20 protein-coding genes are annotated in these 21207 nt (G+C 33.4%); 11 read left to right on the forward strand and 9 right to left on the reverse strand.

Features of this window, described 5'->3' with window-relative positions:
• Positions 1-4 precede the first annotated feature (4 nt).
• The 4 genes from ACJJVJ_RS04400 (at position 5) to ACJJVJ_RS04415 (ending at position 2260) form a co-directional block, all read left to right on the forward strand.
• Complete coding sequence (locus tag ACJJVJ_RS04400) at positions 5-403, forward strand: DUF2721 domain-containing protein (protein ID WP_405369290.1); 399 nt, start codon at positions 5-7, stop codon at positions 401-403.
• A gap of 182 nt (positions 404-585) precedes the next feature.
• The gene (locus ACJJVJ_RS04405) at positions 586-975 is read left to right on the forward strand and encodes a hypothetical protein (protein WP_405369291.1); all 390 of its coding nucleotides are present in this window, start codon (positions 586-588) and stop codon (positions 973-975) included.
• A gap of 41 nt (positions 976-1016) precedes the next feature.
• Complete coding sequence (locus ACJJVJ_RS04410; RefSeq protein WP_405369292.1) at positions 1017-1400, forward strand: hypothetical protein; 384 nt, start codon at positions 1017-1019, stop codon at positions 1398-1400.
• A gap of 161 nt (positions 1401-1561) precedes the next feature.
• Positions 1562-2260 (forward strand): hypothetical protein, encoded by a 699-nt coding sequence (locus tag ACJJVJ_RS04415; protein ID WP_405369293.1) that lies wholly within the window; start codon positions 1562-1564, stop codon positions 2258-2260.
• A 133-nt stretch (positions 2261-2393) separates the two neighbouring features.
• Here ACJJVJ_RS04415 and ACJJVJ_RS04420 read toward each other — a convergent pair whose 3' ends face one another.
• From ACJJVJ_RS04420 to dapF, 4 genes are all read right to left on the reverse strand, one after another.
• Positions 2394-3050 (reverse strand): peptidoglycan-binding protein LysM, encoded by a 657-nt coding sequence (locus tag ACJJVJ_RS04420; RefSeq protein ID WP_405369294.1) that lies wholly within the window; start codon positions 3048-3050, stop codon positions 2394-2396.
• A 326-nt stretch (positions 3051-3376) separates the two neighbouring features.
• Entirely contained in the window at positions 3377-4420 is a 1044-nt protein-coding gene (gene mltG, locus ACJJVJ_RS04425) for an endolytic transglycosylase MltG (protein ID WP_405369295.1), read from the reverse strand.
• Positions 4413-4934 carry a GNAT family N-acetyltransferase gene (locus tag ACJJVJ_RS04430; RefSeq protein ID WP_405369296.1) on the reverse strand — a complete coding sequence of 174 codons (522 nt, stop codon included), beginning with the start codon at positions 4932-4934 and terminating at the stop codon, positions 4413-4415. The genes mltG and ACJJVJ_RS04430 overlap by 8 nt, the downstream gene beginning before the upstream one ends.
• Positions 4931-5713, reverse strand: a complete 783-nt coding sequence (dapF, locus tag ACJJVJ_RS04435; RefSeq protein WP_405369297.1) for a diaminopimelate epimerase — start codon at positions 5711-5713, stop codon at positions 4931-4933. The genes ACJJVJ_RS04430 and dapF overlap by 4 nt, the downstream gene beginning before the upstream one ends.
• Before the next feature lie 118 nt (positions 5714-5831).
• Between dapF and ACJJVJ_RS04440 the strand changes: the two genes are divergently transcribed.
• On the forward strand, positions 5832-7244 hold the full coding sequence (locus ACJJVJ_RS04440) for a trypsin-like peptidase domain-containing protein (protein ID WP_405369298.1): 1413 nt from the start codon (positions 5832-5834) through the stop codon (positions 7242-7244).
• A gap of 118 nt (positions 7245-7362) precedes the next feature.
• On the opposite strand, the gene ACJJVJ_RS04445 is transcribed toward ACJJVJ_RS04440, so the two are convergent.
• Complete coding sequence (locus ACJJVJ_RS04445; protein ID WP_405369299.1) at positions 7363-8076, reverse strand: hypothetical protein; 714 nt, start codon at positions 8074-8076, stop codon at positions 7363-7365.
• The gene (locus ACJJVJ_RS04450) at positions 8076-8411 is read right to left on the reverse strand and encodes a PadR family transcriptional regulator (protein WP_104516756.1); all 336 of its coding nucleotides are present in this window, start codon (positions 8409-8411) and stop codon (positions 8076-8078) included. Before ACJJVJ_RS04450 ends, ACJJVJ_RS04445 begins: the two co-directional genes overlap by 1 nt.
• 288 nt (positions 8412-8699) lie before the next feature.
• Here ACJJVJ_RS04450 and ACJJVJ_RS04455 point away from each other — a divergent pair, with 288 nt between their 5' ends.
• Both ACJJVJ_RS04455 and ACJJVJ_RS04460 read left to right on the forward strand, forming a co-directional pair.
• A complete protein-coding gene (locus ACJJVJ_RS04455; protein ID WP_104516757.1) occupies positions 8700-10151 on the forward strand; it encodes a glyceraldehyde-3-phosphate dehydrogenase in 1452 nt (483 codons plus the stop codon).
• Between the two features lie 212 nt (positions 10152-10363).
• Positions 10364-11176 (forward strand): hypothetical protein, encoded by an 813-nt coding sequence (locus tag ACJJVJ_RS04460; protein WP_405369300.1) that lies wholly within the window; start codon positions 10364-10366, stop codon positions 11174-11176.
• 81 nt (positions 11177-11257) lie between these two features.
• Here ACJJVJ_RS04460 and ACJJVJ_RS04465 read toward each other — a convergent pair whose 3' ends face one another.
• Positions 11258-11899 carry an SDR family oxidoreductase gene (locus ACJJVJ_RS04465; RefSeq protein ID WP_104516759.1) on the reverse strand — a complete coding sequence of 214 codons (642 nt, stop codon included), beginning with the start codon at positions 11897-11899 and terminating at the stop codon, positions 11258-11260.
• Between the two features lie 204 nt (positions 11900-12103).
• Between ACJJVJ_RS04465 and ACJJVJ_RS04470 the strand changes: the two genes are divergently transcribed.
• The 3 genes from ACJJVJ_RS04470 to ACJJVJ_RS04480 are packed head-to-tail and all read left to right on the forward strand — an operon-like array spanning position 12104 to position 14366.
• A complete protein-coding gene (locus ACJJVJ_RS04470) occupies positions 12104-12646 on the forward strand; it encodes a hypothetical protein (protein ID WP_405369301.1) in 543 nt (180 codons plus the stop codon).
• A gap of 8 nt (positions 12647-12654) precedes the next feature.
• Entirely contained in the window at positions 12655-13710 is a 1056-nt protein-coding gene (locus ACJJVJ_RS04475; RefSeq protein WP_405369302.1) for an acyltransferase family protein, read from the forward strand.
• Positions 13711-13751: 41 nt separating this feature from the next.
• Positions 13752-14366 carry a hypothetical protein gene (locus ACJJVJ_RS04480; RefSeq protein WP_405369303.1) on the forward strand — a complete coding sequence of 205 codons (615 nt, stop codon included), beginning with the start codon at positions 13752-13754 and terminating at the stop codon, positions 14364-14366.
• Positions 14367-14379: 13 nt separating this feature from the next.
• Here the strand turns inward: ACJJVJ_RS04480 and ACJJVJ_RS04485 are convergent, their stop codons facing one another.
• On the reverse strand, positions 14380-15534 hold the full coding sequence (locus tag ACJJVJ_RS04485) for a DUF3095 family protein (protein WP_405369304.1): 1155 nt from the start codon (positions 15532-15534) through the stop codon (positions 14380-14382).
• Positions 15535-15653: 119 nt separating this feature from the next.
• Between ACJJVJ_RS04485 and ACJJVJ_RS04490 the strand changes: the two genes are divergently transcribed.
• Entirely contained in the window at positions 15654-17618 is a 1965-nt protein-coding gene (locus tag ACJJVJ_RS04490; RefSeq protein WP_405369305.1) for an endonuclease, read from the forward strand.
• A 1548-nt stretch (positions 17619-19166) separates the two neighbouring features.
• On the opposite strand, the gene ACJJVJ_RS04495 is transcribed toward ACJJVJ_RS04490, so the two are convergent.
• Positions 19167-21128 carry a DEAD/DEAH box helicase gene (locus ACJJVJ_RS04495; protein WP_405369306.1) on the reverse strand — a complete coding sequence of 654 codons (1962 nt, stop codon included), beginning with the start codon at positions 21126-21128 and terminating at the stop codon, positions 19167-19169.
• Positions 21129-21207 lie beyond the last annotated feature (79 nt).

The raw sequence follows: 21207 nt of genomic DNA on the forward strand, positions 1-21207 counted from the left end.
AGTCATGGAGCTATCCCTTAGTATACCAGCACTATTATTTCCAGCGATTTCACTAACCATGCTAGCATATAACGCTAGATATCTGGTAATTGCTACGTTAATAAGAAATTTACATGGTCAATATGAAGAAAACTCATCAGAAACTATAAGATTACAAGTTGAAAAATTAAGCAAACGATTAACGCTCATAAAAAACATGCAGGCGGTTGCTATTTTTAGCTTTTTACTAGCGGTGACAACTATGTTGCTTATTTATATTGAACAGAGTTTTATAGCCAATATCGTTTTTGGTTTGAGCCTTATTGCTTTGATGATCTCATTGATATTATCTTTTATAGAGGTTCAAATTTCTACCAAAGCATTAAGTATACAATTACAAAATATAGAAAAGAAAGAGAAATAAACAGATAGCGCACGTTCTAGAATAATTTTAAAAGCCTTGTGAATTTGTTTTCACAAGGCTTTCATATGTTGCTACTACAATGTTTAATAGTGCTAAAATTAAGATAAAACATCTTTTATAACTAAACGATTGTTTAGCTTAGCATCATATTACACAAACAATTAATATAAAAACAAATAATAATGAAAAATATAACCTCAAAATCCATTAATATATTATCTATTCTAGCTATGACATTTTTTGCGATTCCTAAGTTATTAGGACAGCCTACAAGCGTGGCAGGATTTAAACAATTTGAAAAAGTCATTCCTTTAGATGCAGAATTCTTCATGATCTTTACTGGAATATCAGAATTAAGTATGGCGATACTTATTCTATATTTTGCGATTACTCATAAAATAAAAGTTGGAATGTTTGCCTATGCATTTTTATTGATCACCATGATAACAGCATTAGGCTTGGAATTTATTGCTAGACCAGAACCTAAAATGGTATTAGTAATTATCGCAATTGTACTGGTCATATTTTCAGTGTATCAACTCCTCACGTTAAAAAATAAAGTAGTTGTGTAAGAAGTTACTATTGTAAGCTTAAGACCATAAAAAAAATGGAATTGAAACAAGAATTTCTTATCGGACAGAATAATTTCTATTTAGAAAAATCTAAATGTGTAATTGAATATGATAAAAATAAAGTGATTGACTTCACATTTGTTGGAAACAATGAACGTTTTGAAACTCTTGAAGAAAATGATGATTTTGAATTCAAAGACTTCATATATCCTCCAGAATTATATATTAGAAACCTTAATTTATCAAAAAATATGCAAAGTTTAATCACAGAAAACAATCATTTAGATTCTGAAATTGGGCTTTACTTTGGTGAACACGGAATGTTTGTTGGCGAGGTTTATGTGAAAAACAATTATATTAGAATTATTGGATTTGGAGAAGTATATGGTGAAAAATATCCTGTGAAAATTAACTATACGCTATAATGCCTAAGCAATAAAACAACAGGTAAAACTACATTTCTTAAAAGCACTTATCATAGTACAGTAACTCTAATTTTTTAATCTAATATGTATCTATTAGATATAAACCACCCTTCTAATGTTTATGTTTACATCTATCTAAAACTAGTTTCTATTAATAAATTATGAAAAACATACCTCATAAAGAGAATCAAATTCATTGCGTTAGTAATTTTGAAGACTTTATAAGTGCTTCCTTTCATAAAAAAATGAATGCGATTTGCTGGAATCGTGATTTAGTAGGTGATTTTTCTGAGATCGTTAGCAAGTTAGAATCAAATGAGAACATAGTCGAGATTCTACCAGATAATCTATTAGCACTTCAACTAAGTGAGCAAGGGCAACTGGCTCGTAACATACTTTTAGAAGATTTAAAGACCTTAAAAGATCTGGGCACATCTCCTACTCTTAACCTAATTGAGTTCTACGATAGAGACGATAGTTATCCACCCTTCCCAACAGATGTGTACTCTTTTCATGTAGATCGTTCTCCTATACCAGTAGACACTATTTTGTGCACCTATTATGGCGCATCAAGTGAAATAGTACCCAATTCACAAGCCGTACAAAAAATCCAGATTCCAGAAATACGCGAGGAACTTAAAAAATTACACGACAAATCAGAAGAAGATTTTGAAACCTTTTTAAGTGACAATTTCTTTGACCTACATTATCAAGAAACACCTGAATCACAACCTGTAAAATTAGAATTAGGTAACCTATACAGATTAGCTATAGATCATCCTGAGAGCAAAGTCCTACCTTGCGTACATCGTGCTCCAAAAGAAAAAAACGGAGAGAAAAGGTTATTGCTTATTTGTTAAAGACATTTATTGAATACAACGAATTGAACAGCTGTTATCAAAAATTAGATAGATTATACTAAAAAAAATAAAGCCTTGTGAAATGAACTTCACAAGGCTTATTATATTAAGGGATTCTATAAATTTAAAAGTATTAGGCTCTCGTTACTTTAAGCACTTTACTTAAATCATAACCACCGAATTTTTTCATATAAGATCTTGTAGAGCTACCATAAGCGTCTCTATTACTCTTGCGTCCATTTGATTTAAGAAATTTCTTCACACCACCTGGTCCAGATAAATGTGCAGCAGCAAGAATACCGCTCTCTGTTACTTCTACACCAGCAATAGTTTTTCCCTCATATTTCTCTATATAAGGTTTCAAAATCTTATGGTTGTATCGTAAATTTTGAATAAAGACTCTTTCTTGTAACCTTACTGACTTTAAAAAAGCAGTAGTATCTGTTACACCAAAATGTCTAAGCGTGACAGCACCGAACTGGTACTTACCCATGTAACCTAAAGTATTTACACGCCAGTGTTGACCTCTAGATTCTTTAAAAGCTAGTGCTTCCTTGAATGAAATAAAACTATCTGCACTGGACGTAGCCAGCGAGTAGTCTCGTAGATTCAAGTCTTCACTCTTTTCTTCGTTTTCTGTTTCTTCAAAAGGTCCCATTTCTAAAACCTCTTTTACAGCAGCTTTTTCAGAGTTGCTATTTGAAGAATCGGACTTTATATATTTAAAAGCCGAAAAGCTCATCAACAACACTGCTGGATAAGCAATAAAATTCACATATTGTGATCTCATAAATTTTGTTTCCGAAAGGTTACTGTCACACCTTTCTATAACGCGGCGCAAATTTACGACACTATCTCGCTTATTTGTTAGATCGATGTTAAAGAACTGATTTAAGGCACTATATCCTTAAAAAAAGACATTTTAAGCGGTCGTTAGTCTTTTAAACGATAGAAATGAGGTCAGTCATCTATATAACACGAGATTTAAGTAACAAAGGATAAACGAAATCTTTACAGATCTAGTAGAAATGCATTTAAAATTAACAAATAATAACATCTAGCACTACTTAATGGAATATGAAGCGCTATTAATCAATCGATTGCATGGTATTAACTCTATCTATTATTCTTTGCTATCCACCTTCTATAAGCCGCAGCATTACGATTGTGTTGCGCAAGAGTTTTGGCAAATTTATGATATCCAAAATTCTCAACATTTGCTACAAAATATAAGTAGTCGTGCTTTTCTGGATTGAGTACCGCATTGATCGCAGTTAAATCTGGAGTAACTATAGGACCTGGAGGCAGGCTAGAATATCTATACGTATTGTATGGATTATCTATTTCTAGATGTACATAAAGCACTTGCTTAATTTGTTGTTCAAAATCATTTTCAGATTTTTTCTTTGCATATATAACCGTAGGATCTGCATCGAGTTTTATACCTCTCGCAAGTCGATTAAGGTAAACACCTGCTACTCTAGGCATTTCGTCTACTTTGGCAGTTTCTTTTTGTACTATAGAAGCAAGCGTGTACACTTCACTAGGTGATAGATCTAGCTTTTTTGCTTTTGCAAGTTTTTCTGCCGTCCAGAATTGTTTGTGGTAAGACAGCATTTTATCTCTAAAACGCTCTGCACTCGTATTCCAGTAGGTCTCATAAGAATTAGGTAAATAGATACTCAAAGCTGTATTTTCATCCAGTCCATTTTCTTTTAAAAATACTGGATCTTTCATAGCCTTAAGTAAAGTCAGGCTATCCGGTTCTATTTGTTGTGATAGACGTCCTGCAAGGTTTTCTACACGTTCTTGATTATTAAAAGTGACCTTAATAGGCATGTTCTGACTGCGCACGGTATTTATAATATCGTTATTGCTAGAACCTTTTTTAATCAAAAATCTACCAGATTTTATATTCTCGTTATATTTCTTTTTAACTGCTGTGGTGTGTAAGTTGTCACGATCCTTTACAGCATCTGCTATAATAAGAAATGCGGTATTATAATCTGCATCACTAGGGATAAAAACCTCATAGGTTTCCGTTTCAAAATTAGTGTTAGAACCGAATAATATTGAGTAAATATTATAAGCAAAAATGCCCATAATTACCAGTCCCACGAGTACAATACCTAGGATGATTTTTTTATAATTCTTATTCATTGATCAGTTGGTAAAGGTGTTCGTTTTTATATGATTTTTCTGTGGCGATCCAGTCTTTTTTTATTCCGCTTTCGCGAAAGCGTAACTTTTCAAACAATTTGCGACTGGCTAGATTATCCTCACTTATACTCGCATATAATTGATGTAATCTAAGGTGTTTAAAAGCATAATTTATCATGAGTTCTAGTCCAGAAGTAGCTAGACCACGTGCACGGTCTGACTCTTGAGAGATAATTATACCTACTCCTGCACGTTTATGATAAGGGTCAAAATCATAAAGATCTACAACTCCTTTAATTTCATTATTTAAATTGCAAATGGCGAGACGTAATTGTTTTACCTCATAAATATCGCGGTGCGCATTTTCTAGATATTCTCTAATGGTAAATTTAGAATAAGGAGTTATGGTATGACCGAATTCCCATAGCTCTGGATTGTTCTCTAATGCATAGATAAAATCTAGATCTTCTGGATCTACTGCCCTCAACTCACATAAATCGTTTTTTAACATCATACGGCTATCGCTCCTTTAAAAACTTGCGTTGCAGGACCGGTTAACCATATATCAGTATATCCTTGAGGAGATGGCTGGTATTTCACTTTTAAAGTACCGCCAGGTGTAAGAAGTGACACCTCGTTATTTTGTGTTTGTTGTGTGTTATGCATGGCAAGAGCTACTGCTGTAACACCTGTACCACAACTTAGAGTCTCATCTTCTACTCCACGCTCATAGGTGCGTACTTTAAATACGTTACCACCTTGTGGTTCTACAAAATTTATGTTTGCACCTTCTTTTCCATAAAGATCATTACGCAGGTGCCTACCTTGTGTAAAAACATCTGTATGATCTATGTTATCAGTTAATTGAACATGGTGCGGTGAACCTGTGTTAGTGAAAATATGTCCATCAAAGACTTGTACCACAGGCACATCTGTCATTTGTAAACTTACCTCTCCATTATCAAATAAATGAGCATGATGTAAACCGTCTGTAGCCTCAAAACTTGCGGTATCTTTTACGATGCCTAAGTGTTGTGCAAAACTAACTAGACAGCGACCACCATTACCACACATAGAGCTCTCGTTACCGTCTGCATTATAATAAACCATGGTAAAGTCTAACGTATCGTGGTTTTCTAACAGCATTAAACCGTCTGCTCCTATACCAAATTTACGATCGCAAAGCTTCTCAATAAGTTTAGTGTCTGTTTTATCAAAATGTAAGTCGCGATTATCTAGGATAACAAAGTCGTTACCTGTTCCTTGATACTTGTAGAATGTGATCGTTTTCATTCTTGCAAAAATACAGCAAGTCATTCAATTCTCTTAATGTTAAACAGCGTTAAACCTATTTTTTAAACACAATTCTATATGTAATTTTAGGTTATAGATATAAATAAACAAATTGCACATGAAATCATTTATCAAAACATTAGGGATAGCCGTCCTAGGTGGCGCGGTTGTTTTAGGATCTTATAAATTCTTTTTTGAAGAAAATTTTCAAAAATCTATATATACAGAACAAGCAACTACAGGAGAAAACCCTGTACCCATAAGCCCAGTAAATTATGTAAACGCAACATCTATAGCAGGTGTAGATTTTACAGAAGCTGCTGAAAAAACTGTACACGCCGTGGTACACGTAAAAAACAAAACGGTTGCCAGAGTAAGACAGTCCTGGTCTGATTTAAGAAATGGACGTGTACCTTATAGAGAAGCGATAGGAACTGGTAGTGGTGTCATTATTACTGAAGATGGTTATATAGTGACTAATAATCATGTTATTGATAACGCTCGCGAACTTGAAGTGACTTTAAATAATAACAAAACCTATAAAGCAAAACTGATAGGTACAGAACCTAATAGTGATATCGCTTTATTAAAAATAGAGACAGACGAGGCCTTGCCATATATTGTTTTTGGCGATTCTGACCAGACTAAAATAGGAGAATGGGTTCTTGCAGTAGGTAATCCTTTTAACCTTACTAGTACAGTAACCGCAGGAATAGTAAGTGCCAAAGGTCGTGATCTCGATGCGACTGATGCTAACCAGCAAAGTTTTATTCAAACTGATGCTGCTGTAAATCCAGGTAATTCTGGTGGTGCGCTGGTTAATACTAATGGAGAGTTGATAGGAATTAATACAGCTATCGCGTCTAAAACTGGTTCTTATGTAGGATACTCATTTGCGGTGCCATCTAATAATGCTCGTAAAATCATTAATGACATTATAGAATTCGGTTTTGTACAAAAAGGAATGCTAGGTATACGTGGTGGTGACCTTAACGGCAACATTGCAGACGAATTAGGTATAGATGAAAGTGAAGGAATTATAGTATCTGACGTAGTAGAAGATAGTGGTGCGTTTAATGCAGGACTGCGCAAAGGTGATGTCATTACTATGATAGATAATATTAAGATCACAAAATTCTCTGAGCTTACTGGTTATGTAACTAGTAAAAATCCTGGCGATGTAGTAGTGGCAAATATTATTAGAGATGGAAAAATAAGTCAAATAAATATAGAGCTGACTAAAAACAATACGGTTAGTATTCCATCTATAGAAATGGATTTACGTAACTTAACTAAATCAGATCGTAGCAAGTATAAAATTAAAGAAGGTGTAAAAATAGAACGCACTACTGGAGGTCTCGCAAGGTATGATATGAGAGATTATGTTATCACCAAAATCAATGATACAGAAGTTACAAATATAGATGACGTACAAAATGTATTGAGAAGTGTTAATCCTAATGCGACGCTATTGATTCAAATGAAAAACAGCGCTGGTGAAATAGAACGTTTTAGATATACGCTGGATTAAGTTTAAGTTTAAGTTTAAGTTTAAGTTTAAGTTTAAGTTTAAGTTTAAGTTTAAGTTTAAGTTTAAGTTTAAAAATGCAAAATCTCCAGATAGCTACTTAGTTATTTGGAGATTTTTTTTATGCTACTAGTTTATATTCTGGATAGGTTTCTTCTAGGTATTCTTCCATCTTTTTAGGTATAACCACTTGCATAACGTATAACATGACACACATCAACACAAATAGAAAACTAATGATTCTTACAACCCAAAGATTCATGCTTGCAAATGAATTTGTATTGGGAATAAGCATATTAAAAAAATGAATAGGTATTAACCCTAAACCAAAACCTGCTCCATGCTGCATAATGATATCTTTAAACAGCCATTTCTTCTCATCACTTTCTTGACTTCTTTTTCTCTCTCTAAAATAAGAAACAGATAGTTTAATAAAATAGCCAATAAATAGAATTACTATTACCGCACTCAAATAATCTGCAGAGACACTTATTAATCTCAATAGATAGAAAGTTGCTACGCTAAATAAAATAAGCAATAAGATTTTAGGTAACTTAAAAAACTCTAAGGTATGTTTCCATATTAGTTTAGAGTACTTCTTACCTAATGATTTCTGGCGTTCTTCTACCACATCCATAAATCCGAACACGCCAAATTTTTTAAACTCTATCTGTAGCGCTTTTTCAAAACTTAGATCTGGGTTTTCTTCCCATTGATATTCTATTCCATTTGCTAGATGATCAACCAACTCTGATTGAAGATCATACCATTCTACATAATGTTTTTGAGTAAATGCAAATAACTCTTCTATATGTTCTTGAGTTAATTTATTCATTAAAATGATAGTTTAGGGTTAATAATAGCCTGCATATTCTCCATATATTCCTTTAATTCTTGCATCATATTCACAGCCTCTTTTTCACCTTGTGGGGTGAGGGAATAATATTTTCTAACACGATTCTCGACTTTCTCTGCTTCTACTTTTAAATGACCTTCAGATTGTAATTTATGTAAAGAAGGATAAAGAGCTCCTTCTTTAACATCCATTGTACCGTTAGTTAATTCTTTTACTCTTTGAGTAATTTCATAACCATACATCTTCCCTTCTTGCTCTAGCAGGCGCATGATTATAGTGGTTAAACTACCTCTGTATAATTTGTTATTTGACATACCTAAGTTTCTTAGGTACAAACATACATAAGAATCTTAGGTAACAATAATTTTTATTGAAAAAATTGTATTTTTAAGAAATAGCGAGAGTAATAAAATTATAAATAATCAACTTTTATGGTAGTTAAGAGCAGTTTTATGAGTTCCGCTTTCGCGAAAGCGAATCTATAACCATCACAAATCAATAAATAAATTAAACAAAACACATAAATAAGTCGAAATAAATTCTACTATAACGTTATAGTATTATTACTTTTGCAAAAAATTAAACACACTAAACCCACATTTATGAGTAACCAAGTAGATACTTATGAAAAAGAGCTCGCTTTTCAAACTGACAGGCGACGTGCAGCTGTTGCATTTATTAAAGTCGTAAGCGACCTATGGTATGACCGTTCTATAGAACTGGTACTATTTAGAAATCAGCTTATTGATAGAAACGTAAGCGAGATCATCAACCTACATGAGTATGCTGGTGAATTTGTACAAAAACCTATTTCGGTTTTTGATAGTGTGGAGATCGCACAAGCTATTCTATCTCTAGACTTACCACCTTCTAAACTAGACATAGGTAAACTTACTTATGAATACCATCTAGAAGAAAACGAGATGCAGGATGCCATGGCTTTTGTCATGAGTAAACTGGGTGACGCACAAAAAACTGAAGAAATCACTCCTAAGGACGTGGTGCTTTATGGTTTTGGTAGAATAGGCCGTTTACTTGCTAGAGAGTTAATGAGCAAGGCTGGAAAAGGCAGCCAGTTAAGACTACGTGCCATAGTAACTCGTGGCGCTATTACAGAATCTGTTCTTGAAAAACGTGCTTCTCTTCTTGCACAAGATAGTGTACATGGAGATTTTTCTGGTACGGTAAGCTATGACCTAGAACAAGAGTCTCTTATTGTTAACGGGACGACTGTAAAAGTAATAAGCGCAAACGCGCCAGAAGACATAGATTATACAGCATACGGTATTAACGATGCTCTTATTATAGATAATACTGGTGCTTTTAGAGACGACGTGGCACTAGCCCGCCATCTAGAGGCAAAAGGTGCACATAAAGTACTACTTACTGCACCAGGAAAAGGTATTCCTAATATAGTACACGGTGTTAACCAGTTAGAGAACAACCCTGATCAAGTAGATATATTTTCTGCAGCAAGTTGTACGACTAATGCTATAACGCCTGTTTTAAAGGCGATAGAAGACAGTTTTGGTGTTGTAAAAGGACATTTAGAAACGATACATGCATATACTAATGATCAAAATCTAGTAGATAACATGCATAGTAAGTACCGTCGTGGACGCGCTGCGGCACTTAATATGGTTATTACAGAAACTGGTGCTGGAAAAGCAGTAAGCAAGGCATTACCTTCTTTTGAAGGTAAACTTACCTCTAACGCTATACGTGTTCCTGTACCTAATGGTTCTCTTGCAATTCTTAATCTAGAATTAGAAACTGCCACCTCTAAGGACGCTCTTAATGCTACCATTAAGAAATATGCTCTAGAAGGTGATCTAGTGGAACAAATCAAGTATTCTATTGATAACGAGCTAGTTTCTAGTGACATTATAGGTTCTAACGCACCGTCTATTTATGACTCTAACGCAACTATAGTAGGTCCAGATGGAAAAAATGCAATAGTTTATGTATGGTATGATAATGAATATGGATATAGCCACCAGGTGATTAGACTGGCTAAATATATCGCAAAAGTAAGACGTTTTACTTATTACTAATTTTTTATAAATTGCTTTCAAATTTGCTAAAGCGTGAAAAAGCCATCTCAATAAGAGATGGCTTTTTAGTTAAATTACTTTTTTGATAAGTGTTCCGCTTTCGCGAAAGCGAATACATTTCAAAATCTATCTTACAAAGTCTCATTTTTATTAAATTTGATTATGGTCTATACAATTTTATAGTCACCGTATTTAAAGTTAATGGTTACTTCATGAGAATATTCAAATATTGGGCAACTGCCTCTAGAGTTTTACATATAGATGATTTTACACAGGAATCAACTGTTTATGGTGGGTCAGATATTTCTATAGAGCATGCTAGAGAAGATGCAGAACAAAGACTCGATAAAGCAGCTGCTAAGATTCAGGAGAAAATAAATAGAGTATTTAATAACGACCCTAGTTATGAGGTCGATATTAGGGAGGAAATCATAGAAAAAATAGACAGTAATAATATTATAACACGTAATAGGTATGGTGCACAGGTTCTCAATTCTACAGATACCATGTTTATAGATGTAGATAGTTACAAGTTAAGCTTCATGAAAATCTTTTTCAGACGTGGTAAAACAAATAAAGATTTTATGCTAGCAGGAATAGAAAAAGCTGCTGCAAAGAGTGTTTATAGTCAGTTGGGTTTTAGAATTTATGAAACTTATAAAGGTTATCGCGTTTTAGTAAGTGGATTTCATTATCCCGTGAGAAGCATAGAGACTAAATCCATTTTAAAAGATTTTAACGGTGACCGACTCTACAATTACATGTGTGAAAAACAAAATTGCTATCGGGCAAGATTAACCCCAAAACCTAATCGTGTCGAACAAAAATTACCTAGAATTATTTTTCCTGATCGTACATATGAACAGCAAAATGTTCTCGATAAATGGCTGGATGAATATAGATATAAAAGTCAGCGATATTCTACATGTAACCTTGTTAAAGAAATAGGCTTTATTTCTTCTACGCGAGTTATAGAATATCATGATAGAATAAGTAAAGTAAATAGTAACTTTCCACTAGCTTAAAAGAGTAAAAATAGCATAAAAAAATCCATCTCAAATTGAGATGGATTTTTATTAAATGCTAGATTTTATATCACTAAAATTTTATACCGTTGCGGTACTCATGGTATCTAAGGCTTTACTTATTAAAGTATCTCCTTTTATAATTTCAAAGGTTTCTTTATTTGCCGTATCATCGTGTAATGCTCGAGTTAATGTTTGTGCCACATCTGCTCTTGAGATTTCACCATGTTTATTTAATTTATGTGAGAGTTCAATATGGTTAGAGGCATTATCATTAATCAAAGAACCTGGTCTAACTATCGTATAGTTGAGACCACTGTTTTTCAAATAAACATCAGCATTATGTTTTGCTTTTAAATACTCTACTAATTGGTCTGCCTCTTCTGGATTATCTGCTCCCATAGAACTAAGCATCACAAATTTTTTAATGTCATTTGTTATAGCCCCATCGACTACCTTCTTTGCTCCTTCTTGATCTATCTCGACTACTTTTTTACCACCAGAACCTGCAGCAAAAATTACTTTATCAATATTTTTAAACGTATGAGAAATATCTTGAGAAAGGTCGCCCATTACCCATTTAACATTTTGAGCTTCAAATTGTGCCTTTTGCTCTTCTTTACGTATCATGGCTACCGGCTCAAAATATTGAGACTCATTTAAAAGATTTACTATTTGTTTTCCTGTGGTACCTGTTGCACCTGCTACTAATACTTTTTCCATGTTTTCAAGATACTAAATACAGCTGTTCTAACAGCTTGTCTAATAGTTTTTAACCTCATTTTAGGCACTTATTAACTATGCCTTATTCTTTTATTAAGCTGCATTTAACGTATTCACCATGCGTTCATTTTTTGTAACTTACGCAGCTATTAAAACTTGTATTTTTACCATAGCCATATATTAAACTAATAAACCCTGCAGCGCTTGAATAGCTTTGACAAATTTCTCCATAGAATAGGTATCATATCGTTCTTTACTATAGAATTACCTATAAGCGCATATGATTTTGCGCGCAAATTAGGTGAAATGACTTTATATAGTGAGATAGGCTGGTTTACAGATCTAGAAGATCTCTTCTCGTCTGACTATAGAAGATATAAAGGTCTAGTAGTTAATAGTCATTTTAGAATTAAACATAAAGCGGCTTTCTTAGATTTTGGAAAACATACTGCCATAGGTACTGGTTATGTTATAGAAACGGAAGAAGGCATTAAAATAACCGTTAAGGTAAACTCTTTTAAAATCGCAATTTTTATTTACATGATTATGGCAAGTTTGTACTGTATTATCGTGTTGTTAAGTATGATATTTAGTGTAATAACAGATAGTGCCATTGCTCTAATAATACTGCCTTTTATAATCTTGTTTGCCAGTATAGCCATTGTATTACCTTTTATTTTATTGCGCAATAGCACACGTAGAATGCATGATTTTTATCAAGGACAGTTTTATTACTTTGCTCAATAAATATCAATATGCATCTTAAACCACTTACCTCACTTAGGTTTTTATTTGCATTAATGGTATTTGTATCACATTTAAATTTTTTAAAAAATTCTAATCATATATGGTTGCGCGATACTTATAACACTATTCTATCACAAGGTTATATTGGTGTCAGTTTCTTTTTTATCTTAAGCGGTTTTATACTTACCCATGTTTATCGTTTTAAACTAGATAGCAATGCGACAGCAAGAAGGAGTTTTTTTATAGCAAGACTAGCACGAGTTTATCCTTTACATCTTGCTACTTTTTTAATCGCAATACCTTTAATGTTCTGGGGTCAAGAAATTACTATAAGAGGTTTATTATTGGGGTTGTCTAACGTTACTTTAACCCAAAGTTTCATACCTATAAAAGAACTTTACTTTTCTTTTAACGGACCATCATGGAGTATTTCTTGCGAGGCTTTCTTTTATTTATGTTTCCCTTATTTACTAATTCTTTTCAATAAACTAGGTAAATTTAAATACTACCTAACCGCAATTTTAGCATCTATTATCATCATTCTAACTAACTATATAAGTCCGAACTTGCAGCATGGTTTATTTTACATCAATCCACTATTTAGAATAGTTGATTTCATCTTAGGCATTGTAATATATGATTTGTATATAAATCTAAAAAATCAAAAAACGTTAGTAGATTTTACTATACTAGAGTTTCTTTCTATTGCGATTTTTGTATTGTTTTTCAGTTTACGAGATAGTGTTACAGATACATCTTTATACAGTATTTTTTATTGGATCCCTATAATGACCATCATTCTAATATTTGCTTTTCAACAAGGAGCAATTTCTAAAATTCTAAGTCATAAATATGCCATATGGTTAGGAGAGATAAGTTTTGGCTTCTACATGATACACCATCTAGTAATGAGATACTTTATACTAGGTAATGGTAAATTTGAATTAATCACTAATCACTATCTAATCATAATATTATTGTTTACAATAACCGTTATAGCTGCTGCTGCAAGCCATCGTTATTTTGAAACCCCTTTAAACCGTTGGATTAGAAATAAAAACTAATTTTAATCTTCTGTTATAATTACAGATCAACCATATAACAAATGATATTTATTTTTGGTACCAAACCAGTATTACTTAACGAGATCACGCCTAAATCCATTAAATGTAATTTCTGTGAATCTCAAGGAACTGTAACCTTAATATCTCGCAGTTCTCACACTCATCTATATTATATACCTATGTTTCCCTTAGGTATAAAAATTTCTGCTTATTGTCACGACTGTACCTATGAGGCAAATCAAAATGAATTCCCTCAAAATTATTACAGCCATATAGACCTATTAAAAAATGATAGCAAAACACCATTTTGGCAATTTACGGGCGTTGCTATTATAATTATTGCTATAATCCTAGGCATAGGAAGGTCACGATATGTTGAAAATAGAGATGCAGCATATATCGCAACACCAGCTATAGGTGATGTATATCATTATAAAACAGGTTACAGCCAGTATTCTACAATGAAAGTTGTATCAATTAATTATGATTCTATCTTTTACATCCATAATGATATGGAGGCAGATAGGTATAACATGTTATCAGAACTTAATGTAGAAGAAAATTATGGTGATGATATTTATTATATTCTAAATAGTGAATTAGATAGCATGCAAAACGCAAATGCCCTAATAGATATAATAAGAGCAGAAGATTAATAATACCACATTATTAAACCAGCTTCATCTTTGCTTTTAAAACCTTAGAAGCTTGTGTATAACCGCCATTTTCTCCATCTAGAAAATGAATATGATAGTCATCAATGGCTGTTACAAAACAAGATAAAACACTACTGCTACTACTGTAATATCCATAATTTATTAAATGATCATTTTCTAACCCATCTAGATATTCTAGTAGTTGCTCTCTTTGCTCCACATTTCCAGTAATCACAGTATTAATAGAACCATCTAATAATAACGTCTCTGTAAGTTGAATCAAGTCATTGATATAGTTTTTACCTTTTTTAGTGTTTTTAGTAAACCAGCCACCCATTACACCACGCCACCAGCTAGAAACCAACTTGCTAGGTGTAACATTTTTAAATTTCATTTTTACTTCAGCCTTAATCCTACTTAGACTATTGACCATCTTTAATCGTTTTGCGACAATAGGATGGCGTATGGTATCATCTCCATATATTAATTCGATTTTCTCTAAAATCTGACTATATAAACTAGATTGATCCTCTACTTTTCTGGCCTTAATTATTAAGGAAATAATCTCATTTTTATTATCCGGCGGGCTTATTTTATCCCACTTGCACTCCATTCCGTTAAGGTCGAGATTAAAATTAAATTGCTCTATAGCTGTTACTGGAGGTGAGGCTTTGATTTCATTTTCTGCCATTTGTAATGCATTACCTAATATAACAGGCATTAAATGGAGATCGTTTCGCTTGTACTTTAATATTTTAAGAGACGCTCCTTTATCAACCATTTCTCCAACTTTACGGTACCCTACTCTTAAAAAGAAATCAAAAGAAATAGAACACCTCTCTTGGTGTAGATTTAAAGCAAACAAACATTCATTTAAGATCTCATTAGGGACTATAAGTGTTGCTCCATCACCTCCAAAGAAAAAAGGAATCTCAACACCCTTTGCTCGAGAAATATTAAGACAGGCAACTATACTACCAGTAGCTGCTAGATTAACAAGCTGTTGCTTTCCAGCTTGTACAGCTTGTGTAGATTTTTCTACATCGGTTACAATTATATTCCACGAGTTTGGAACATCAGTAAAAGCTTCTTCATCATTTATCAGTTCATGAATAGAACCATAATGTAAATGTAAGTTAGAATAAAATAATGTATCTGTAGCGGCCATACTCAAAATTACATGAATTTATGTATTCTTATATCACAAGGTAGTATTAAAATCTCTTAACCATTTAATATCATTGAATCTAGAGCATTAATAGTACTTTTGCAGAAACCCCTATTAAAATGAAAAAATTATACTTTTTACTAATTGTTGTTCTCGCTTTCGCGAAAGCGGAATCACAAGTAGTCATAAACGAATTAGATGCAGATACCCCTAGCACAAACGATAGGCAATTTGTTGAATTAAAATCTGATGTACCATTTTATCAGTTAGATGGTTTCGTATTGGTGTTTTTTAATGGTTCTACAAGCTCTAGCACAGGAATGGGGCGTAGTTATTACACAGTAGATCTCGATGGTCTTGTGACAGATGACAATGGTTTAGTTGTCTTAGGTAGCTCTCTAGTTTCACCAGTTCCAGATCGTTATATAGCAGAAAGTAACATACAACTAGGTGCAGATGCTGTAGCAATTTACAGAGGTGACGATACAGACTGGCCAGATAGAACATTCCCATCCCAAGTAAATCTAGTTGATGCATTAATTTATGACACTGATGATGCTGATAACGTAGCATTGATGACATTTTTAGGTATTACAGTTCAATACAATGAAAATGAAAACGGTAATAAAACAACAGAATCGGTACAACGTAAAACAGATGGGACATATGAAACTAAAAGCCCTACACCGCACTCATTAAACAATTCTACAATACCTACCTATAATGGTGTTAGTTTCACAACTAGTAAAACAGAGCTTACCGAACCTGATACATTTGACATTACCTTCACACTAACCGAGGCACCTACCACGGATTTTACCCTAGGTTTTAATTTTGATAACCAAGGCTTTGATGCAAATGACTTTACAGGAGCTTCTTCATTTACTATTCCAGCTGGTCAGACCAGTACAACACTAAGTTTTACCATTACCGACGATGCAATAGATGAGGGTGATGAGTCTTTACGTATCAACTTAGATGATAATTTACCAACAGGTTTTAAGAGATTAAAAGATCTTGAAGAACTAGCAGTGATTGATAATGATTTTCAAGTAGCAACATACGGTACTCCACTAGCACCTACATATGGTATTGTAGCTAGCACTGCACCGAGTGATTATTATAATAGTTTAAATAATCTAGCATCGCCACAACTAGAAACGGCTATTACAGCACTCATTTCTGAGGAAAACGTAGTGCGTATCCATACATACAATGATGTGACAGAGATATTAAAAAAATCAGATGTATCTCCTTTAAACTCTAACAACGTATGGTTAATGTATACGGAACAAGAACGTAGAGTAATCGACTTTCAAACAGGTAGTACAAATACAGGTAAATGGAATAGAGAACACATTTGGTCTAGATCAAGAGGCCCGTTTTCATCAATTGAATACGACGAGATTACAGACGGCATGTCTGTATGGACAGAAACTAACGCAGATAGTTTAAGACATGGAAATAGTGATGCACACCATTTAAGAGCTGCAGACGGTCCAGAAAACAGTTCTAGAGGTAATAATGATTTCCCAGAATATAATGGTCCTATAGGATCTCAAGGTAGCTGGCATGGTGACGTTGCTCGCGCCTTATTTTATATGGATTTAAGATACACTAATCTTGCTATGGCAAATGGTAATCCTGCAAACACAACAACTGGACAAATAGGTGACTTAGCAACATTAATTCAATGGCACAGAAATGATCCACCAGATGATTTTGAAATGAATCGTAATAATGTGATTTATACGTGGCAAAACAATAGAAATCCATTCATCGATAATCCCGAATTGGTAGAATTAATTTACGGTAATAACATTGGTCAAAATTTTACACTCACCCAAGAATCAGAAGTTTTATCTCAAATAGTTGTGACGCCTAATCCATCAATTAACCATTTCACTATTTCCAATGTAAAAGAGCCTGTAGATGTTATTATTTACGATTCTTTTGGTAGAATTGTAAGAACTGAAAACATAACAAATACAATTAGAATAAATCATAACTTAACAACTGGTATGTACCTAGCAAAACTAAGTGAAGGTGATAATTCTAAAGTCGTAAAGTTATTAGTAAGATAATTTCAATTTTAAAATATTGATTTGGTCCTATATAGATTATTAAAATCTCAATGAATTTAGATTCATTGAGATTTTTTTTATTTATTATTTACAAGTAACTTATCTTAATAATCCAATTATTGAGGGCTAGAGATAAGAGTAAAAGATGTTTTTTAAATAGAATATATTAATCAACAAGTACAATCTTTGACTTAACACTTTGTATTTTTCTATTAATGAAAACATTGCTATTAGTATTCCAATACCTCAATTAGTAATAGTTTTTTCTTCTCGAGGCAATACTTCTCTATCTTTATTGGTTTAAAAACATTTTTATCTAGTATAACTTAACACCATTTAAAACTGTAGTTTTCTGTCTCTGAATAATAAATAACAGCAATAAAAGTATAGTGCGAGTGAGGGATTCCATTAGTATACTGTTGTTTTGATAATGGTTGTAGGTGTGAAAACAAAAAGCTAATTTATAATTCATACATGTCAAAAGAACCATTTGGAATGCGTTATTCAATTGAAACTTTTGTTCGAGACATTATTTGTGGCAGTATTGCTTGCTATACATCAGGTTATTAGACTCTAAATATTATCCACCTTTGTCTGTTCACGCCAATTAGTAGTTTTGGAGTCTTAAAATTGTTAATTTGTTTAGCCTAATCATGGCTTTGTGTTTTTTATGAATATCGTGTAGAATAATTTTAATTAGCTAAAGGATTAAATTAACATACTATAGTGTAATAATTTGACAACATATAATTGGCCTGAACTAATCTCTATGACTACTGATTTTTAATAAATATGTATACCCCAAAAATCAAAACTAAACATTCATATATGAACCCAGCATAAAACAAACAATAAAACAAACAATAAAACTTACTCAACAACTCTCTATACAAGCTTATAATTATTCTAGATGAACAAACTCATAACATTATTCATTCTAGCACGGACATGTATAAACAAAAAAAACCCTTGTCTAATTGACAAGGGTTTAAAAGAAGGCGGCGACATACTCTCCCACAAATAGCAGTACCATCTGCGCAAATGGGCTTAACTTCTCTGTTCGGAAAGGTAAGAGGTGAGCCCCATCTTCAAATACCTTAGCTAAAATCTTACTGCAAATCTTCACGACTCACTAACTGATCTTTTAACCTATCTGAAGAACATTTGCCTCGTTAAACATTTAGCTGTTTTCCTAAGCGGCTGCAAATATACAACCCCTTTTGTTTAAATTCCTAACTTTTTATTAATAAAATCGAAATAAAAACAAAGCAATTAATTAATCCTTTACTAAACAACATCTTACAATATATTAAAATTAAAGAAACATTACCTCAGCTAGAAAACCCTTATAAAATAACATTATCTTCATCTCGAGGAGAAGCCAACAAATATTTATACCTGTAATACATTAATCCAAATGAAAGAGTTAAACCTGTTAATAATCCAAGTCCTTGTGTGTCGAAATGAAATTGACAAATTTTATATAATAAAAAAAATCCCATCTCAAAAGAGATAGGATTTTTTCTATGTTTAAAACTATTAAAGTAATTAGTCCCATTTAGAACCAAAAAACTTAGATCGCTTTCCTTTATTACCACCAGAATCATTAGAACCAGAATTATCTCTTCTAGGCTTAGAATCACGATCTCTAAAACTACTACCGGAACGAGAATCATCATTAGATCTAGAACTACGACCTTTAAACCCTCCGCCAGAGCTAGAACTATCATCACGACGACCTCTATGACTGCTACCGCCTCCAGAATCTCCATCTCTACGACGGCCTTTGAAACCACCGCCAGATCTAGAATCCCCATCTCTACGACCTTTGTAACCACCTCTACCGCGGCCACCATCACGTCCTCCACGATCTCTCGATTCTCTCACTTCACCTTCGTGTACATTTGCTCTGATCTCACGTTTATTACGTTCTTGCCCATTCAACTTCTCCATTTGAGAGGCTACTTCTTCCTTTACATCCATAAAAGAATGGGCACCATCTAAAACAATACGACCTATGTCATTTCCTGAAATACCAGTTACATCACATACAAAACCTAATAACGCTCCTTTATTCACATCATCTTTGCGACCTAAGTTAATAAAATAGGTCTTCATCCCATCTTCCTTACCTCTGGATCTCGGCTTTCTTTCACGGTACTCACCTCTATCCTCGCGCGGCTTTGAATTATCATTAAGATCTGTAATAGAATTACGCTTATAAATCTTATTAAACTCTTGACTTAAAAACTTACCTATCAACTCTTCTTTAGTAATATCTTCAAGACTAGTTTTTACTTCATCAAGAAGCTCATCGCTAATTTTATCATTAACTTCTAGATCTTTTATACCTTCTGTCCATTTAGTAATACGTCTAGCAGTTATCGCTTCTAACGCAGGAATCTCAGATCTTTCAAATTTAATAGAAAGCTTACTTTCCATATATCTCATCTTACGAATATCACCTTTAGTAATAAACGCAATAGATTCTCCTTTTTTACCTGCACGAGCGGTACGACCAGAACGGTGTGTATAAAATTCTGGATCTTCTGGTAACGCAAAATGAATTACATGTGTAATGTCTTCTACATCAATACCACGAGCAGCAACATCTGTAGCTATCAACAATTTTAGATTTTTATTTCTAAAACGTTTCATAGCCGCGTCACGCTGTGCTTGTGACATATCTCCATGAAGTGCTTCTGTTGCATAACCGTTGTTATTCAACTCGTCTGCAACTTGTTGTGTATCTCTTTTTGTACGACAAAATACTACACCAAACATATCTTGATTAAAATCAAGCATTCTTCTTAGAGCTTCTGTTTTATCTCGAGCTTTAAGTTGAACAAATTGGTGAGATATATTTGTGTTTACTATGTTCTCGCGGTTGATACGTACCTCTTCTGGATTTACCATGTACGTATCTACTATCTTCTTGATCTCTCTTGCCATTGTAGCAGAGAACAACCAGATATTACGACCTACATCTGTCTTAGAAAGAATAAAATCAATGTCTTCACGGAAACCCATGTTCAACATCTCATCTGCTTCATCAAGAATCAAGAATCTCAACGCATCGAGTTTTACCTCACGACGTTTCATAAGATCCATAAGACGCCCTGGAGTTGCCACAATCACTTGTGCTCCACGTCTAATGTCTTTGATCTGACCCATGATATTTGCTCCTCCAAAAACAGGTACGACATTAAGTCTTCCCATTTTTTGAGACATCGCTTCTATCTGACGACAAATTTGTTGTGCTAATTCACGCGTTGGGGCTAGTATAAGTGCCTGCGTGTCTCTTGAGCTGGTATCCATTAACTCTAATAATGGTATACCGAATGCTGCGGTTTTCCCTGTACCAGTCTGCGCCAGACCTATAAAATCACCATCATGCTTAAGCAATAATGGAATAGCTTGCTGCTGAATCTCCGTAGGAGTTTCAAAACCCATTTCAGCAAGACCGTCTAATAACGGTTGTGATAGACCTAAGTCTTCAAAATTTTTCAAATAACTGTGTTTAATTATTTTGCAAAAGTACGACTAATAAATGAATTTTTTATTATATGGAAATTTTATAGATATAATA

This window comes from Nonlabens sp. Asnod2-A12 (assembly GCF_045063745.1).
Lineage (GTDB): Bacteria > Bacteroidota > Bacteroidia > Flavobacteriales > Flavobacteriaceae > Nonlabens > Nonlabens xylanidelens.

Bases quoted from the DNA above. Each gene is read 5' to 3' on its own strand.
- ACJJVJ_RS04450 (WP_104516756.1), bottom strand. From the start codon at position 8,411: ATGTCAAATAACAAATTATACAGAGGTAGTTTAACCACTATAATCATG.
- ACJJVJ_RS04400 (WP_405369290.1), top strand. From the start codon at position 5: ATGGAGCTATCCCTTAGTATACCAGCACTATTATTTCCAGCGATTTCA.
- ACJJVJ_RS04430 (WP_405369296.1), bottom strand. From the start codon at position 4,934: ATGATGTTAAAAAACGATTTATGTGAGTTGAGGGCAGTAGATCCAGAA.
- ACJJVJ_RS04490 (WP_405369305.1), top strand. From the start codon at position 15,654: ATGAAAAAATTATACTTTTTACTAATTGTTGTTCTCGCTTTCGCGAAA.
- ACJJVJ_RS04415 (WP_405369293.1), top strand. From the start codon at position 1,562: ATGAAAAACATACCTCATAAAGAGAATCAAATTCATTGCGTTAGTAAT.
- ACJJVJ_RS04445 (WP_405369299.1), bottom strand. From the start codon at position 8,076: ATGAATAAATTAACTCAAGAACATATAGAAGAGTTATTTGCATTTACT.
- ACJJVJ_RS04420 (WP_405369294.1), bottom strand. From the start codon at position 3,050: ATGAGATCACAATATGTGAATTTTATTGCTTATCCAGCAGTGTTGTTG.
- mltG (WP_405369295.1), bottom strand. From the start codon at position 4,420: ATGAATAAGAATTATAAAAAAATCATCCTAGGTATTGTACTCGTGGGA.
- ACJJVJ_RS04485 (WP_405369304.1), bottom strand. From the start codon at position 15,534: ATGGCCGCTACAGATACATTATTTTATTCTAACTTACATTTACATTAT.
- ACJJVJ_RS04440 (WP_405369298.1), top strand. From the start codon at position 5,832: ATGAAATCATTTATCAAAACATTAGGGATAGCCGTCCTAGGTGGCGCG.
- ACJJVJ_RS04475 (WP_405369302.1), top strand. From the start codon at position 12,655: ATGCATCTTAAACCACTTACCTCACTTAGGTTTTTATTTGCATTAATG.
- dapF (WP_405369297.1), bottom strand. From the start codon at position 5,713: ATGAAAACGATCACATTCTACAAGTATCAAGGAACAGGTAACGACTTT.
- ACJJVJ_RS04480 (WP_405369303.1), top strand. From the start codon at position 13,752: ATGATATTTATTTTTGGTACCAAACCAGTATTACTTAACGAGATCACG.
- ACJJVJ_RS04460 (WP_405369300.1), top strand. From the start codon at position 10,364: ATGAGAATATTCAAATATTGGGCAACTGCCTCTAGAGTTTTACATATA.
- ACJJVJ_RS04455 (WP_104516757.1), top strand. From the start codon at position 8,700: ATGAGTAACCAAGTAGATACTTATGAAAAAGAGCTCGCTTTTCAAACT.
- ACJJVJ_RS04405 (WP_405369291.1), top strand. From the start codon at position 586: ATGAAAAATATAACCTCAAAATCCATTAATATATTATCTATTCTAGCT.
- ACJJVJ_RS04465 (WP_104516759.1), bottom strand. From the start codon at position 11,899: ATGGAAAAAGTATTAGTAGCAGGTGCAACAGGTACCACAGGAAAACAA.